The organism is Sphingobacterium sp. JB170, assembly GCF_900163865.1.
GTDB lineage: Bacteria > Bacteroidota > Bacteroidia > Sphingobacteriales > Sphingobacteriaceae > Sphingobacterium.
Genome location: NZ_FUKU01000013.1, coordinates 257,473 through 274,423 on the forward strand (window position 1 = coordinate 257,473; position 16,951 = coordinate 274,423).

At 46.7% G+C, this 16,951-nt stretch carries 14 protein-coding genes; 8 read left to right on the plus strand and 6 right to left on the minus strand.

The genetic code is table 11. The features are described from left to right. Positions 1-135 precede the first annotated feature (135 nt). The 6 genes from FM107_RS02465 to FM107_RS02490 all read left to right on the plus strand — a co-directional run bounded on the left by FM107_RS02465 (position 136) and on the right by FM107_RS02490 (position 6,174). Positions 136-906, plus strand: coding sequence for an enoyl-CoA hydratase/isomerase family protein (locus FM107_RS02465; protein WP_086946924.1), 771 nt, complete (start codon positions 136-138; stop codon positions 904-906). 3 nt (positions 907-909) lie between these two features. Then, entirely contained in the window at positions 910-1,782 is an 873-nt protein-coding gene (locus FM107_RS02470) for an SDR family oxidoreductase (protein ID WP_086946925.1), read from the plus strand. Further along, on the plus strand, positions 1,779-2,411 hold the full coding sequence (locus FM107_RS02475; protein ID WP_086946926.1) for a hypothetical protein: 633 nt from the start codon (positions 1,779-1,781) through the stop codon (positions 2,409-2,411). The genes FM107_RS02470 and FM107_RS02475 overlap by 4 nt, the downstream gene beginning before the upstream one ends. 94 nt (positions 2,412-2,505) lie before the next feature. Continuing rightward, positions 2,506-4,242, plus strand: a complete 1,737-nt coding sequence (locus FM107_RS02480) for a phospho-sugar mutase (RefSeq protein WP_086946927.1) — start codon at positions 2,506-2,508, stop codon at positions 4,240-4,242. 5 nt (positions 4,243-4,247) lie between these two features. Next, positions 4,248-4,790, plus strand: a complete 543-nt coding sequence (locus FM107_RS02485; RefSeq protein WP_086946928.1) for an NUDIX hydrolase — start codon at positions 4,248-4,250, stop codon at positions 4,788-4,790. A 70-nt stretch (positions 4,791-4,860) separates the two neighbouring features. Then, positions 4,861-6,174 carry a nicotinamide mononucleotide adenylyltransferase gene (locus FM107_RS02490; RefSeq protein ID WP_086946929.1) on the plus strand — a complete coding sequence of 438 codons (1,314 nt, stop codon included), beginning with the start codon at positions 4,861-4,863 and terminating at the stop codon, positions 6,172-6,174. A 95-nt stretch (positions 6,175-6,269) separates the two neighbouring features. Here FM107_RS02490 and FM107_RS02495 read toward each other — a convergent pair whose 3' ends face one another. From FM107_RS02495 to gcvP, 3 genes are all read right to left on the minus strand, one after another. Next, on the minus strand, positions 6,270-7,097 hold the full coding sequence (locus FM107_RS02495; protein ID WP_086946930.1) for an N-acetylmuramoyl-L-alanine amidase: 828 nt from the start codon (positions 7,095-7,097) through the stop codon (positions 6,270-6,272). Between the two features lie 74 nt (positions 7,098-7,171). Beyond that, entirely contained in the window at positions 7,172-7,921 is a 750-nt protein-coding gene (locus tag FM107_RS02500; RefSeq protein ID WP_256959296.1) for a DUF1080 domain-containing protein, read from the minus strand. A gap of 76 nt (positions 7,922-7,997) precedes the next feature. Continuing rightward, positions 7,998-10,871 (minus strand): aminomethyl-transferring glycine dehydrogenase, encoded by a 2,874-nt coding sequence (gcvP, locus tag FM107_RS02505; RefSeq protein ID WP_086946932.1) that lies wholly within the window; start codon positions 10,869-10,871, stop codon positions 7,998-8,000. A 315-nt stretch (positions 10,872-11,186) separates the two neighbouring features. On the opposite strand from gcvP, the gene FM107_RS02510 reads away from it, so the two are divergent. Together FM107_RS02510 and ctlX are read left to right on the plus strand one after the other, a co-directional pair. Continuing rightward, a complete protein-coding gene (locus FM107_RS02510) occupies positions 11,187-12,101 on the plus strand; it encodes a dimethylarginine dimethylaminohydrolase family protein (protein WP_086946933.1) in 915 nt (304 codons plus the stop codon). Between the two features lie 3 nt (positions 12,102-12,104). Then, entirely contained in the window at positions 12,105-13,031 is a 927-nt protein-coding gene (ctlX, locus tag FM107_RS02515; RefSeq protein ID WP_086946934.1) for a citrulline utilization hydrolase CtlX, read from the plus strand. 1 nt (position 13,032) lies between these two features. Here the strand turns inward: ctlX and FM107_RS02520 are convergent, their stop codons facing one another. The 3 genes from FM107_RS02520 to rimO all read right to left on the minus strand — a co-directional run bounded on the left by FM107_RS02520 (position 13,033) and on the right by rimO (position 16,844). After that, positions 13,033-13,656 (minus strand): Crp/Fnr family transcriptional regulator, encoded by a 624-nt coding sequence (locus FM107_RS02520; protein WP_179204385.1) that lies wholly within the window; start codon positions 13,654-13,656, stop codon positions 13,033-13,035. Further along, complete coding sequence (gene bshC, locus FM107_RS02525) at positions 13,656-15,245, minus strand: bacillithiol biosynthesis cysteine-adding enzyme BshC (RefSeq protein WP_086946936.1); 1,590 nt, start codon at positions 15,243-15,245, stop codon at positions 13,656-13,658. The genes FM107_RS02520 and bshC overlap by 1 nt, the downstream gene beginning before the upstream one ends. A 255-nt stretch (positions 15,246-15,500) precedes the next feature. Beyond that, complete coding sequence (gene rimO / locus FM107_RS02530) at positions 15,501-16,844, minus strand: 30S ribosomal protein S12 methylthiotransferase RimO (protein WP_086946937.1); 1,344 nt, start codon at positions 16,842-16,844, stop codon at positions 15,501-15,503. Positions 16,845-16,951: the final 107 nt, after the last annotated feature.

Consider the following 16,951-nt stretch of genomic DNA (forward strand, 5'->3'; position numbering starts at 1 on the left):
CCCTCCCTTCTGCGCGAAAGGGAGGGCTGTTACAAGTGGGCGACATGCTCGCTTTTCTAGCGGACGTAATACGCGCGTCTAGATTTTTTTTTGTAATTTTCGAAGAACGGACAGAAACGAATTTAAAAGCCTAATATGGGGGAATTCATAAAAACGCAAAACACAGATCATCTATTATATTTAGGTTTAGACCGCGGTAGGTCCAATGCCCTTCACCTGGAAATGGTTCTCGAACTAACCCAGGAGCTGGAAAAAGCAGAAAAAGACCCTGCCATCGAGGCGATCATACTTCACGGTAAAGAAGGCTTTTTTTCCTCCGGGCTCGATCTAATTACGCTCTACGAGTATGATAAAGACCAAATTGAAGCCTTTTGGAACGCCTTTATCGATCTAGTCTATAAGCTCGTCGCCTTTCCAAAGCCTGCCGTGGCATCCATCACCGGACATAGCCCAGCAGGCGGCTGTGTGCTGGCGCTATGTTGCGACTATCGCGTGATGGCCCAAGGTGAATTTATCATCGGTCTGAATGAAGTGCCGGTAGGCATAGTCGTGCCCTCGAGCATCTTCGCGCTATACAGCTTCTGGATCGGACAGGCCCAAGCTTACCGAAACTTGTTAGAAGGAAAACTTCTTAACCCCGCCGACGCCTTGGCGTGCGGCCTGGTAGACGAAACTATCCCGGCCGATCGAATACTAACCGCCGCGGGCAGAAAGGCCAAAGTTGTAGCCCAATTTGACAAGACTGCATGGGCGAGCACAAAACTGAATCTTCGTCACGAGCTACTCAACAATATCGCCAACAGCAAAGCGATTGCAATCGATCAAGTGCTCGAGCAATGGTGGAAGCCCTCCACGCGCCAAATTTTAAAGACAATAATCACGAATCTAACAACCAAAAAAGCATAACTTATGGTAGAAGGTGCACTTAAAGAGAATGCCTTACTGGGCAAAACAATCGTCGTCACCGGCGGCGGTACAGGCCTAGGCAAAGCCATGGCAACCTATTTCTCCCAGCTGGGTGCCAACCTCGTATTAACCAGCAGGAAGCTCGATGTATTAGAGAAAACAGCGCAAGAGATCACCGCCAATACCGGCAATGCCGTACTAGCAGTTTCCTGCGATATACGTGAGATCGCGCAAGTCGAATCCTTGCTCAAGCAGTCGATAGACCGCTTTTCGCGTGTAGACATGCTAGTGAACAACGCGGCAGGTAATTTTATCTCGCCGAGCGAACGCCTTTCTGCAAACGCTTTCTCTACGGTAATCGACATCGTTCTTAAAGGAACGGTAAACTGTACGCTAACTTTCGGCAAAGACTGGATCGCCAAAAAGCAACAAGCATCCGTACTTAATATTGTAACAACATACGCCTCCACGGGCTCGGGCTTTGTGGTGCCCTCGGCCATTGCTAAATCGGGCGTACTCACACTCACACGCTCGCTAGCAGTAGAATGGGGAAAATATGGCATTCGACAAAATGCGATTGCCCCGGGGCCCTTCCCGACCAAAGGCGCATGGGACAGACTCCTTCCAGGTGAACTTTTGGAGAAATTCGATTTTAAAAACCGCGTGCCCCTGAAACGTGTGGGCGACCACCAAGAGTTATCCAACCTAGCGGCATTCCTTTTATCAGACTATGCGACCTTTATCAATGGCGAGGTGGTGACCATCGACGGCGGCGAATGGCTCCAAGGTGCCGGACAGTTCAACAGCCTTGAAGCAATACCCCAAGAGATGTGGGACAGCATCGAGAGCAACATTCGAAAAACAAATAAATCATGAGAAATACACTGCTAGCCCTGTTCGGAGCACTACTATTACTAGTGTCTTGTAACTCTTCGAGCAAAAATAACGCCGATGCACAAGGTACGGTGGATAGCGTTGTCAACGTTGATTCGGCACACGACGCTCGGCAGTTGAACGAGGTAATAACACGCTTTGCACGTGCATACATCAGCCAAGATAGCCAAAAGGCAAATAAGCTAGTCCATCCGGACTTAGGCCTATACATCATCTATCGCCCCGGAGCGATGGACACCTACTACCACGCCGACAGCCTCGACTTTGAAAACCCTGTTCCGCGACATTATCCCTACCCAACAATAACAAACGATTATCCCCTTAGCTTCCAAGAGCTTCCTGTGTTTGACTGTGCAACGGATCAGTGGGACAAACAAGGATTCATAGCCGACACCACAAAAAATGCAGATCAACTGACCTATATAGCTGAATTCCGGCATGAATTTGAAGAGGTAACCGACGGAGAGCTCGCCCAAATAAAATCGTTCGAGAGAGGCTCTTACCGCATTGTACTGACGAGCGGCGAGAATCTTATATTCCATGTTAAAAAGCACGAAGGCTCGTGGTATGTGATTGTCATAGACCGGGCGTACGGCACCTGTGATGCCTAACGTCCTGTTCCAGCAAACAAATAAAGCAAAGTTAATCTGCGTGCCCGATGAGTTCAAAAGAAAAAGCTATATTTAACGCGTAAAAATGCATAAAATGAGCAATATCGATCAACCGACACAAAACCGTATTAATCAGTGGCTAAGCCCACAATACGATAGCGACACGGTAGCTAGCGTACAAAAACTCATCGATAACAATCTGGAAACAGACCTAATTGATTCTTTCTACAAAGAGTTAGAATTCGGTACCGGTGGGCTGCGCGGGCTTATGGGAGTAGGGTCCAACCGTATAAATAAGTATACCATAGGCAAGGCAACGCAAGGGCTTGCCAATTATTTGATTCGACAGTTCCCCGGTGAAAAATTGCGGGTAGCGGTATCGTACGATAGCCGCAACAACTCGCAAGATTTTGGCAAACTCGTTGCTGACGTCTTTTCGGCAAACGGCATCCAGGTGTTTCTCTTTAAGGAGCTACGCCCAACTCCGGTGCTATCGTTCGCGGTGCGTCATTTCGGCTGCCAGGGAGGCGTTATGCTTACCGCATCACATAATCCCAAAGAATACAACGGCTATAAGGCCTACTGGAATGACGGCGGACAGCTAGTCGCTCCCGACGATACAAACGTCATCGAGCACGTGAACGCCATATCCTCGGTATCCGAAATTCGCTTTCAAGCCGAACCGAGAAACATTACGCTCATAGATGAGGACTTCGACGATATCTATATTCAGGCAAACAAAAAGCTAAGCATCAACCCCGATGCGGTAGCTGCCCAGAGAAATCTGAAGATCGTGTTTTCGTCCATCCACGGCACAGGCATCACCATGGTGCCTAAGATCCTTGAGGCTTGGGGATTTCAAAACATCCATTTGGTGAACGAACAAGCAACACCCGACGGTAACTTTCCAACGGTCATATACCCCAACCCCGAAGAGGAAGAAGCCATGTCCATGGCAAAGCAAAAGGGGCAACAAATTGATGCCGACGTGGTACTGGCAACAGATCCAGACGCCGACCGTGTCGGTCTAGCGGTTAAAAATGAAAAAGGAGAGATGCAGCTACTGAACGGCAACCAGATAGGAAGCCTGCTTATATACTACGTTTTATCCGCTAAAAAGGAAAAACAGCAGCTCAAAGACAACGACTATATCGTAAAAACAATTGTCACCTCAAACCTAATGTCCGCCATAGGTGATGCCTTCGGCGTAAAACACATCGAGACGCTGACTGGATTTAAATTCATCGGGCAGGTCATGACCGCCCAGCAAAATACGGGGAACTACCTGGTCGGCGGTGAAGAGAGCTATGGCTTTCTCGTCGGTGATTTAGTGCGCGATAAAGATGCGGTCAACGCCTGCGCATTTATTGCAGAAATGGCTGCATACTTCAAATCGCGCGGCAAGTCGCTCTTCGAGGTGCTACTGGAACTATATCAACAATTTGGCTTTTATCAAGAGAAGCTTATATCGCTTACAAAACAAGGTAAAACCGGGGCCGAAGAGATCAAACAGATGATGGTTGATCTGCGGGCGAAAGCACCAAAATCGCTCGGGGGGATTGATGTGCGCGAGATTCGCGATTACCAGACAGGAATGGCCACTATCCTGCAGACAGGAGCACAATCAAAAATCGATTTGCCGGCATCAAATGTCTTACAGTTCATCACCGTCCAAGGCGACGTTATCTCCGCACGCCCCTCGGGAACAGAGCCCAAGATCAAGTTCTATTGCTCGGTAAAAGAACCTCTCGATAGCTCTGGCGATTATGAATCGGTGTCCAAAAAACTGCAGGACAAAGTAGAACGTATTATGGCCGATATAGTCCGATAAAAGATATGGAAAAGTGGAAACTACTAGATTCTAAATACATTATTAAGAGGCCCTGGGCAACCTTGCGTATGGATAAGCTGCAAATGCCTAACGGAAACATCAAAGACGAATATTATGTACTCGAGTATCCTACATGGGTGAATATGGTTGGCTTTACGACCGATCAGAAGGTCTTATTTGTCAAACAGTACCGACATGGCGCAGGCGAGATACTCGTCGAGCTGCCCGCAGGGGTGGTGGAGCCGGGTGAAGAGCCCGCACAAGGAGCGCGCCGCGAAATGCTGGAAGAAACGGGATATGCCTTCCAGAGCATCGAGAAAATATGTGCGCTTTATGCCAACCCCGCTACCAGCGGAAACATTACCCATACCTACTTATTAAAAGGCGGCAGCAAAGTTCAAGAGCAGGATCTTGACGATTCCGAGGACATAGAAGTGATTGTCATGAGTATCGAGCAAGCCCGCGAATACCTCCTGGCGAACAAAATCGGACAAGCACTACACAGCGCAGCTCTGTTTTATACATTTCAAAAATTAGGCCTGCTGTAAGCAAGCCTAATTTTATTTTCCTCAGCTTGGTCTTGTCCAAATAATCCTATGATTTCGTACCTTTGCCAGCATGGCAAGAGAAATTTTTGAGACAAAAAGAAAAGCATTAAAAATCAACCTAAACCCAGACGTATACGGAACCTTTGCAGAAATTGGAGCCGGTCAAGAGGTCGCCCGCAACTTCTTCGAGGCAGGAGCCGCATCGGGAACAATTGCCAAAACGATATCGGCCTACGATATGACTTTCAGTGATGCGATATACGGCGTCGAGGAATCGGGCCGATACGTTAGCCGCACCAGGGTAATAAAAATGTTAAACCATGAATTCAACCTGCTCACCGAGCGCCTTTGTGGACAGAAATACCAAACGAAAAGGTTTTTCGCTTTTGCCAACACCGTAACCACATTAAACTTCGCTAAAAACAATGAGCCGCACGGGTGGATCGGTATTCGCTTTCAAAGTGTCGTCGACGGCCCGTTTAATGATATCGTGGTTCACGTCCGTCTACTCGATAGCGACTCGAGGCTACAGTCCAAAGTGCTCGGTATCCTGGGAGTAAACCTGATCTTCGCGGCATATTACTATAGCGAGAACCCGCAAACGATGATCGAATCGCTCGTGGATAATCTTTCCATCGGCTCCGTTGAAATTGACTTAGTGAAAGTCACGGGCCCCATCTTTGAATCGGCGAACGAACGCCTATTAAACCTGTACTTGATTGCCAAAGGCTTTGCACGCGCCGCGATCTTTCGCCCCGATGCAAAAGCAGCACAAATAAAAGATTACCTATACAAGAAGAACATCATCATCCTACGCACCAAATACCGGCAAAAATCGAATCCCAACTTCGACCTTTTCAATAGCGCCCTAGAACAATTTTATAAAAACACAGGTGCCACGCCGCAGAATACCGTGGTGTTAATTGAAATATTAATGGGGAATGTTCTTGACGAAGAGCAGCTGATCACCGATCAGGATTTAGCCTACTTTGCAGAGCGCGCCGAATACCTGTGCGCTACAGGGAACAACATTATGGTATCCAACTTCCGCAGGAACAATCACCTGGCGGAATTTATCGGTTCATTCAAGCCGCAGCACGTTGGAATCGTGACCAACGTATCCAACTTGAAGAATATCTTCAACACCCAAAACTACAGCAAAGAGACCTATACAAACGAGCTGCTGTCTTATATCTCGGGCATGTTCAGTAAAGATGTCAAACTCTACGCATATCCTTATCTTGATAAAAAATCACAGACGATCATCACAACTCAAAATGTCCCCGTGGCCCAAGAAGCGCAATCGCTGTTCGATTTTTTAATAAAAAACAAGTATATAGTTGATATCGAAAACTACGAAGCGAAATACGTGAAAACCGTTTAACGCGTTCTACTGGTAGGCTAGCAGCCGCTATACATAAATATCTCCCTACCAAAGGAAGATCCACGGGTAGGGAGATATAAAAACTGGACAAGTTCTTACATATATTTCAAGAAAATCGAATACAGTATCTTAAGATCATTTCCATTAAGCGAAGCCGAGCTCGTCCGATCCTGTATATAATGGATCTTGAAAGCCTTGATTGCGGCATCTAAATTGGAGACGTCGTAACCAATAATCCGCAACGCAATCCTTGGATCAAAGCCGTCTGGAACCTCTGGCAGAACATTGTCATACCAATAGCCGAACCCTTTATCAGCAAGCACCTTCCACGGCAAAGCCCTCGGATCATTCTTACGAGTAGGCGCGTAATCCATATGCCCGATAAAATTCGATTGCGGAATTTTATAGGTTTGTTTTAAATACTGCAACAGGTCCACTAGAGCATCGATCTGCTCCGGAGGCCAAGGATCGGTTAGACCATTATTATCCAACTCAATGCCGATCGACGAAGAGTTAAGATCGGTATCATTACCCCATTTACCAAGTCCCGCGTGATGACCGCGATATAGATCATTTACCATCTGAACGATTTTCCCATCACGGCCAATGACGTAGTGAGAACTCACACCCGCACGAGCGCTGTGGAATGTTTTCACCGTCTGGGCTAACGAATCCTGCGCCGTATGATGGATCATCACGTAGTTGGGCTTACGCACGCCAAAATTTATCGATCCTATCCATTCTTTATCGTGGCTGGTAATCAGCTTTTCCAGCTGACTCTCCACCGGGGCTTCACGATACCCCACGGCGAAGTCTTTCGCCTTTTTCTTATACACCTTCTCGGTGGCAGCGTATTTACCTCCGCCACAGGATGCAAAAACGAGCATAGCGGCCAATGGGCCTAGAAACCAAATCCTTTTCATCTTAATTTTTGTTTGCCTAAAAGTACAATTCCCATTCCAAATACAATAGCCTTCTCGCAAATTGTTACGGACGCCTATATTTCCTCGACAATCTGCTCGGCGAGTATGCTCCCGGAATCCAATTCGATGACCTGCAAATTACGAAATTCAATCTGGGCACCCTCGGACTCTAAGCACAAATACCCTCTCCGCTTGCTGGCTTGCTGGATCCCGTTGACAAACTTCCCATTCACCGAAAGCTTTATGGTGCCATCAACACAAACGACCGTGTAGGAGTTCCACTGCCCCTGCCCCAGGCAGCGGTTCTCGATAGACTTGCTGCGGATGCCGCGTGGATTATCAGGAACAGTCGTGTGTTTACCCGCTCCAAACAACTCCCCGTGCACGTAGGCTATCGGCGGCTTCTCGCCTTCTTGGGAAACATGCTGATTCACCCAGTCGAGTTCCAGCATCTGCACCTCCACGCCACTAGGTAGCCGGTTATGCTTCTCGGGATCGGCGTCCGACCACACAAAAATCCCAGAATTACCACCCGCCTCAAGATGCCGCCATTGCACATGCATAATGAAGTTCTGGTACATTCTTTCCGAGCGCACCACACCAATGGGCTGTCCCTGACACCGTAGTACGCTGTCTTCGACTTTCCACGTGCTGTCGGTCGTATTTACCTGGATCCAGTTCATACGGTCCTCACCAGCCTTCCCCCCTAAAATAGAATCAAACTTACGTACACTCCCAAACTGAAAAAGGGTTTCTTGCCCATAGCTGGCAAGGGATGCCACACAAAAAAACAGAACAAATAAAATACTGGTCATCTTCATCATAACGAATCGTTTTCCCTAAAATAGAAAACTCCTGCTACATTTCTATAACAGGAGTTTAAATACTGGCGTCTAAAGTCTAAGCTTCAGCGTACGCTTCGATCGGCGGACATGAACAGATCAATGTTCGGTCCCCTTGCGAGTCGTTCACACGCCCTACGGAAGGCCAAAATTTATTGGCTTTAACGTAAGCAAGCGGGTAGATCGCTGTATGACGACTATATGGTTTATCCCACTCGTCTGCAGTCACCATATCTGCCGTATGTGGCGCATTTTTCAATAAGTTGTTCGTCTGGTCTACTTCGCCCAGCTCGACGGCTGCAATTTCCGCGCGAATCGCAACTAGCGCGTCACAAAAGCGATCCAGCTCGGCTTTCGATTCAGATTCTGTAGGCTCAACCATAAGCGTACCTGCAACAGGGAACGACACCGTTGGTGCATGGAAACCATAGTCCATCAGACGCTTGGCGATATCAGCAACCTCAATTCCAACCTTCTTAAAGCTTCTACAATCTAAGATCATCTCATGCCCGCAGCGGCCTTTTGCACCAGCATAAAGCACCGGATAGTGCTGCTCTAAGCGCGCCTTGATGTAGTTTGCATTTAATATAGCGAGTTTGGTAGCGTCGGTAAGTCCTTCACCGCCCATCATCGCAATGTACGCGTAGGAAATCGTAAGGATCGAAGCCGATCCGAACGGCGCTGCCGAAACAGCCGAAATACCTTCTGGACCCGAAGTTTCTACCACCTCATGGCTAGGAAGGAAAGGCACAAGATGCGCTGCCACACCAATTGGCCCCATACCTGGCCCACCACCACCATGCGGAATACAGAACGTTTTATGTAAATTCAAGTGACAAACGTCCGCGCCAATGAATCCGGGGCTTGTTAAGCCTACTTGCGCATTCATATTCGCACCATCCATATATACTTGTCCGCCATTAGCGTGTATAATTTCGCAGATCTCCACGATAGACTCTTCAAACACACCGTGCGTAGAAGGATAAGTCACCATAAATGAATTCAGGTGTTCGGCGTGTTGCTGCGCTTTAGCACGTAGATCTTCAACGTCGATATTTCCTGCATCATCACATTTAACAACCACGACCTTCATACCGGCCATTGAAGCGGAAGCGGGGTTTGTACCATGTGCAGAAGCCGGAATCAAACAGATGTTACGATGCCCCTGCCCGCGGCTTTGGTGATACGCTCGGATAACCATCAACCCTGCATATTCGCCCTGCGCACCGGAGTTCGGCTGGAAAGACATTTTTGCAAATCCCGTGATTTTTGAAAGCCACTCATTAAGCTCATTAATAAGATACATATATCCCGAAGTTTGATCCGCCGGTGCAAAAGGATGCAAGCCGCCGAACTCACTCCACGTTAAAGGCACCATTTCTGAGGTAGCATTAAGCTTCATCGTACACGAGCCTAACGGAATCATCGAGTGACACAAAGAAAGGTCTTTCGCCTCAAGAGACTTGATGTAACGAAGCATATCGCTCTCGGAGTGGTAATCGTTAAACAATGGGTGTGTTAAGTATGCTGTTTGGCGTTTTAGCTCTTCCGGAATTGAATCACCAAGATGATCAACCATATCTTCAAAATCGATATCCGCAATTGATTTTCCTTTGATCTTCGCGAAAATGCGGACAATCAATTCGACATCTTCAATGCTTGTCGCCTCATCAATTGAGATACCCACCACTCCATCACTATAATAGAAGTTTACCTCATTGTTCAGTGCTTCACTCTTTAACCCGCTCAGCTGCTCGCCGACCTCAAAACGTAAAGTATCAAAATAGCTTTCATTTAGCTGCTTATAGCCAAGTGCTTGAACGGCTTTGTCGACTAATTTGGCCAAATCATTAATACGAAGGGCTATATTTTTGATCCCTTGAGGTCCATGATATACCGCGTAGAATGACGCCATAATTGCCAGTAACGCCTGAGCTGTACAAATATTTGAAGAGGCCTTATCGCGGCGGATATGCTGCTCACGCGTTTGTAGGGCCATACGCAATGCGTAATTTCCACTAGCGTCGGAGGTAACTCCAATAATACGGCCCGGAATATTCCTTTTGTAGGATGCTTTGGTCGCAAAGTAAGCCGCATGTGGTCCGCCAAATCCCATTGGTACACCAAAACGTTGCGTATTACCTACAACCACATCTGCACCCCATTCACCCGGAGGCGTTAACAGCGCTAAGGACATTAGATCTGCCGCGACACATGTTGTTATGTCGCGCTCTTGAGCCGCCGCGGTAAACGCTGCGTAATCGTTCACTGTACCGTCCGCTGAAGGGTATTGAATAAATGCCGCGAAAACGTCATCAGAAAGGTTATCTACGCGAATATCGGCTACACGGACTTCTACGCCGAAAGGCACTGCTCTTGTTTGAAGAACGTCGAGCGTTTGTGGGAATATATTTGCGGTAACTAAAAATACATTCGCACTCTTATTCTTACGTGCATTATAAAGCATAAACATGGCCTCCGCTGCCGCAGTCGCCTCATCTAATAACGATGCGTTCGCTATCTCTAGGCCCGTTAAGTCAGAAACAACGGTTTGGAAGTTCAACAATGCTTGCAGACGCCCTTGCGAAATCTCCGCTTGATAAGGCGTATATTGCGTATACCAACCTGGGTTCTCAAGGACATTACGCTGAATCACACCTGGCACAACAACGTCGTTATAACCCTGTCCAATATAAGATTTGAAAACCTTATTTTTATCAGCGATCTGCTTTACCTTGGCCAAATAGGCCTTTTCGCTCAAAGCCACGGGGACGCCCATGGGTTGCTTCAATCGAATTTGACTTGGAACCGTTTGCTCGATAAGTTCATCTACCGTCCCTACGCCTAGATAGGCTAACATTTCTTGGGTCTCACGGGCTCTTGGTCCATTGTGTCGATCCTGAAATTTTTCTTGATAAAATACGTTGCTCATTTTTGCGCTTAACTTTTTCCTTCAATTCTTTCTAAAGCAGTTTCATATACCTTAAAAAGCATGTGTTTTTTCAAAATACCTCTTGAAACTGCAAAAATACGATTTTATACCCGAAATAACACCGGATCAGATATATCTTGAATGTCAAAATTGAATCAACCGATTGCACCCGAAGAAAAACAGAATAAATTTCCCAGCAAAAGGGTTTCATGCGAGCGCCGCTAGAAAACATACCGGTCAAAAATTATGCGCCGCCGTGCTCGTTGGGGTCAACGAAATTGTATAACTTTGGGCTCCGATATTAAACTGAATGTTATGATTAAATTGCATATAGAAAATGAGACCGCCAGACTTCGTTCGGTGATATTGGGGACCGCCAATGACAGCGGACCGGCGCCCACAGCAGACCAAGCATATGACCCCAAATCCTTAGAACATATAATTGCCGAAACCTACCCGGCGGAATCGGATATGGTTTTCGAAATGACCGCCTTTCAAGGGATACTGGAGCGCTATGGCATAAAGGTATACCGCCCCCGGATTATCCAAAATCTCAACCAGATCTTTTCACGTGACATTGGTTTTGTGATCGATGAGAAATTTGTAAAAGCAAACATCCTTCCCGATCGAGCCCAAGAATGGCAGGCAATAAACATGATCACCGACTTGGTAGAGCCGGCCAACATGCTTATTGCGCCACAGAACTGCCATATTGAAGGCGGCGACGTCATACTGTGGAACGAGTACATCTTCGTCGGCACCTATAAAGGAGACGACTACGCCGATATTAATACAGCAAGAACAAATATGAATGGCGTAGCTTTCTTAAAGGAATCCTTCCCTCATAGGACCATCAAGGAGTTCGATTTAATAAAGTCGATGACCGACGCGCGGCGAAATGCCCTGCACCTTGACTGCTGCTTTCAGCCGTTGGGTAAAGATAAAGCTATCATCTATCCCGGCGGATTTAAAGAACAAGAGGACTATCATTATCTCCGCGAGCTGTTTGGTCCGGCGAATCTCTTTGAAATAACGGACTACGAGATGTATCAAATGTATAGCAATGTCTTCTCTATCGCCGAGGACATCGTTGTTAGCGAACAGCGATTTAACCGCTTAAATATTTGGCTACGGGAGAACGGTTTCGTGGTTGAAGAGGTTCCTTACCATGAGATTGGAAAACAAGAAGGTCTGCTCCGCTGTTCCACACTACCACTTTTTCGGGATTAATATATGACCCCAAACAATACGCAAACAACAGACACCCTGCTTTTGGTCAGGCCAAGCCGATTCCGCAAAAATGAAGAAACGGCTATTAACAACTATTTTCAAGAAGATATCGTTGGAAAGGATATCGCCGCAGCAGCAACGCGCGAATTCGACAATTTCGTACAGGTACTTACCGACTTTGGGTTAAACACCCTTGTGTTACAAGATGACGGTCACCTTAATACGCCCGACAGCATCTTTCCAAACAACACCATTTCATTTCATAAGCGAACGGCCGTCATCTATCCTATGTTCGCCGAAAATAGACGCCGCGAGCGTCAGCTGCAGCCGATCCAGGCGCTCGCAAATTGGGGTATAAATTACGAGGATATCGTTGACTACAGTGATCACGAAAAGCAAGATATCTTCTTAGAAGGCACGGGTTGCTTGATACTCGACCGCATAAACCGGATCGCCTACTGCTCGCTATCAGCGCGCGCGCACCCAACACTCATTCACCAGTTTTGCCTCGATCTAGGGTACGCCCCTTTTATCTTTCAAGCAAACCAGTCGGTCGGTCGACTGCGCAAACCCATTTACCACACCAATGTGATGATGGCTGTGGGCACACACTTCGCTCAAATTTGCCTTCAAAGCATTGACAACATGATGGAGCGCGAGGCGATAAAGCAACGATTAGCAGATTCAGGAAAGACAATTATCGAAATTAGTGAGCAGCAGATGAACAACTTCGCGGGCAATATCCTGGAGGTACGCTCAACAAGTGGCACCACAGGAATCGTGATGAGCAGCCAAGCATATAGAAGTTTGAGCGCGCTGCAAGTTAATCAACTGGAATCTTTAGGAACGATTGTTCATGCACCGCTGGACACCATTGAGACTGCCGGAGGCGGTAGCGCCCGTTGCATGATTGCAGAGGTTTTCTATTAACCTATTTTTTACGCGCATTACGGTCATCATTTAAAAGCTCCCTGCGCACACGGCTTAAGCTTTCCGGAGTGATTCCCAAGTAGGAAGCAATCATCCACTGGGGCACCCTAAGCATAAGCCCGGGGTAAGTTTCCATAAATGAAAGATAACGCTCCCTGGCGGTCATCGCCAGCAGCGAACTTATGCGTTTTTGCTGTACATAAATATTTCGCTGCAACGAGTTCTCTAAAAAACAGGAGAAATCGGAGTTCGCCTGAGAAGCTTTCATGAGAAAATCGGGCTGAATAAAAACGATCAGCGAGTGTTCGATAGCTTTAATATAATATTCCGAAGGTTTATCGAAATATAGGCTGGCACGATCGGAAACGATCCAATTCTCGGGAGCAAACTGCAGAATATGCTCGCCTCCCTTCTCGTCCAATGAAAAGGACTCTAAGAGGCCGCTCTCCACAAAAAAAGAATGGCTACATACCTCGTCGGCACGCAGCAAATACGTGTTGTGCGGAACTTCCTTAAAAGAAAAATAGGCGCTAAATTTGGTAAAATCCTCCTTCGATAGCCCTCCTTTTTCTGTATAATACCGATAAAAGTTCGTTTCTTCTAATATGACGTCTGTTGCTTCCACTAATACAGAATTGTAAATTTAAAATCTAACGGGTTAAAATGGCACTCAAGCTCGGTGAGCAGCTCCTCGCCATATTTTACATATAAAGATGCAAAATTTTCCGTTCTTTCCTGCAATCCGCCGCCGGGGAACAGATGATCCTTCAACCGCTCGATCTGAATCAACGCTTCGGCGTAATTCCGCTTATCTGCCCTAAGGAGTTTTTTTTCCAAATTGTTTATAGCCTTCTTCAAACGAGCCTTGACCGCCTCGGTACTTGGGCCCAGCGTGGGATCGATCTTGTGCGCGCGCAAATTAAGCTTAGCAAAGATGGAATTGAACTCCATCATCTCATCGCGCAAGTTAAGTCTATGGCTTGTCTGCCGGCGTACATAATCGTCCTTGAGCGTATCCAGCGGACGGAAAATCGTCTTGAGCGTCAGGTCCAAACGGAATATTTTACCAACCACCTTATCATCAGTAATAATAGCGGAGTTACGTGGCACAAGAATTGGAAACGGTACGCCATACTGGTCAAAATTTGCCTTCAGTTGAAGCCAGTAAACAATCTCCGCACCGCCGCCAATATATGCTAAATTCGGTAGAATAACCTCTTGGTACACCGGCCGCATAACAACGTTCGGGCTAAACCTTTCCGGATGTTGATCGATAAGCGCCTCGAGCTCATCGCGTGTGAAGTAAATATCTTGGTGAAGCACCTCATAGCGGCCGTCATCCAAAGAGACAATACGCTCGCGAAAGGTGTCGGTGAGGTAGAAGAAATTAATATCGCGCGCATGAACCTGGGTTTTAAAGCCCAATTTGGTCAGTGTATCTGACGTATCTTGAATGACCTGAACGCTTTTCTGCTCCAGCACATCGGCTTTTACAATAGGGATAAACGGTTTCTTAAGCGCCTCGCGGTCCGCATCGATAATAACGAGCCCTTGGGATTTAAAAAGGGTGTTTACCAAGCTCCGGGTGGCCTCAGCAAGGTTTTTCCCCGAACAATATGCTCGCTCGACGATCGCCTCTAGCTTCTGCGCATTGGGCCCTAGACCAAAGGTGCCGCAATACTGCTTGACTGCATCGGTGATATCGTCCGTCGACATTCGACCCGTGCCGGACACCGCTGGGGTATCCCAGACAATTCTCTTTCCGAATACGCGTGTATGGTTGATTTCTGCAAAGTCATGATCTTCACTCGCCATCCAGTAAACCGGCACAAAATCTTTCTCGGGATAGGCCTCCTTGAGATCTTTAGCCAGCCGCACAGCCGTGATGATCTTAAAGATAAAATACAGCGGACCGGTGAAAATATTCAGCTGGTGGCCGGTGGTAACTGTAAAGGTACTTTCATTAGCAAGGAGCTCGATGTTTTTTGCAACCACAGGAGAAGCCTTCAACATGTCACCGTACTGCTCGGTGAGCTGATCCCGCAACAGGACACGATGCACAAAGTCTTTTTTATCTTCCATCTGGGCAGCGAAACTCGCCAGCTCGGCAGGACGATTATAAAACGATTTAAGACTCTCATCATTCGCCAAATAGGCTAACAAGGTTTTTGAAAAGCTTCCTGTGTCGCTATAATCAATATATGTTGCTTTCATCTAAAATAAAATTCGGTCACCCATTCGTTGGTACAATTTTCGTATTTACCGGTTAAACTAGACATTGCTTTACCGGAAGAAAATATCCGCTCAAATTACGGAAATTTCAATGAACAGCCGGCAGCCTTTTGAATTTTAATAATATAATGACACTACATCGATCTTTCGCAATTCAAATGGGTCCAGGATAAAAAAGCTCCGAATCCACTGCAAAGCGGAAACGGAGCTATTAAATATCTTTTTGTCCGCGGGAGTTTAACCTTTGGCCGTTACGATGCTTCCGTAAAGATCAAAATCTTCCGCCCGATCAACTTTCACCTGAACGAAGTCACCAATACGTGCATAATCCTTCTTCGCGTCCAAGACAACTTCATTATCCACCTCGGGTGAATCATATTCGGTACGACCGATGAAATAATCACCGTCCACCCGGTCGACAAGCACTTTATAGGTGTTGCCAATCTTCGTCTGATTAATCTCGTAAGAGATCCCTTGCTGCACTTCCATGATTTGTTCCACGCGCGATTCCTTTACCTCTTCTGGAACGTCATCTTGCAAGCTATGGGCATGTGTTTTCTCTTCATGTGAATACGTGAAACAACCCAAACGATCAAAACGGGTATCTTCCACCCATTCGAGCATTTCATTAAAATCTTGTTCAGTTTCCCCTGGGTAGCCACAGATTAAAGTAGTCCGCAACGCAATATTAGGCACTTTATCACGGATCTCACTTACTAGATCCAACTGCTTTTGCTTGGTCGTACCGCGGCGCATCGATTTGAGCATAGGATCACTAATATGCTGTAAAGGCATGTCTAGGTAATTGCAAATATTCGAACGCTCATTCATGGCATCCAGAATATCCATTGGGAAGCCCGATGGGTATGCATACTGCAGGCGGATCCACTCAATGCCGTCCACGTCGGATAAGTGACGCATCAGGTCCGAAAGGTTTCTTTTACCGTAAATATCAAGCCCGTAATAGGTTAAGTCCTGCGCGATAAGAATAAGTTCTTTCGTGCCACCCGCCGCTAAAAATTTAGCTTCCTTCACCAAGTCCTCGATCGATTTGGATACATGTTTTCCACGCATAATAGGAATAGCGCAAAACGAGCATGGACGATTACAACCTTCGGCAATTTTGAAGTAAGAAAAGTGCGATGGTGTGCTTAGCAACCTTTCGCCCAGTAGCTCATGGCGATAGTCCGCGCCAATTGAGGAAAGAAGATCCGGAAGATCGTTCGTTCCAAAAAACGCATCGACAGCTGGTATCTCCTGGGTAAGCTCAGGCTTATAACGCTCCGAAAGGCAGCCCGTAACAATAAGCTTATTGATCTTGCCCTGTTCTTTAAGTGCCGAATATTGTAAAATTGTATCAATTGACTCTTGCTTAGCATTATCGATAAAACCACAGGTATTAATTACAATAATATCATCCGCGGTAATATTTGACGCTTCATGCACAACATCCATTTGGTTCCCTTTGAGTTGCCCCATCAGTACTTCCGAATCGTGTATATTCTTTGAACAGCCCAGCGTAACGACGTTTACCCGGGGTTTGCTTACCGGACTGGCGGCCTTTGCGTATTTTGTTTTCATTATTATTTTTTCTTTAATAATTCCCAAGACAACTACTCGGCGGCAATACCGGCTAAGCAGCATGGAACTATTATTTTTAATCTCCTAGCGGTGGTCCGAGCTCTTTC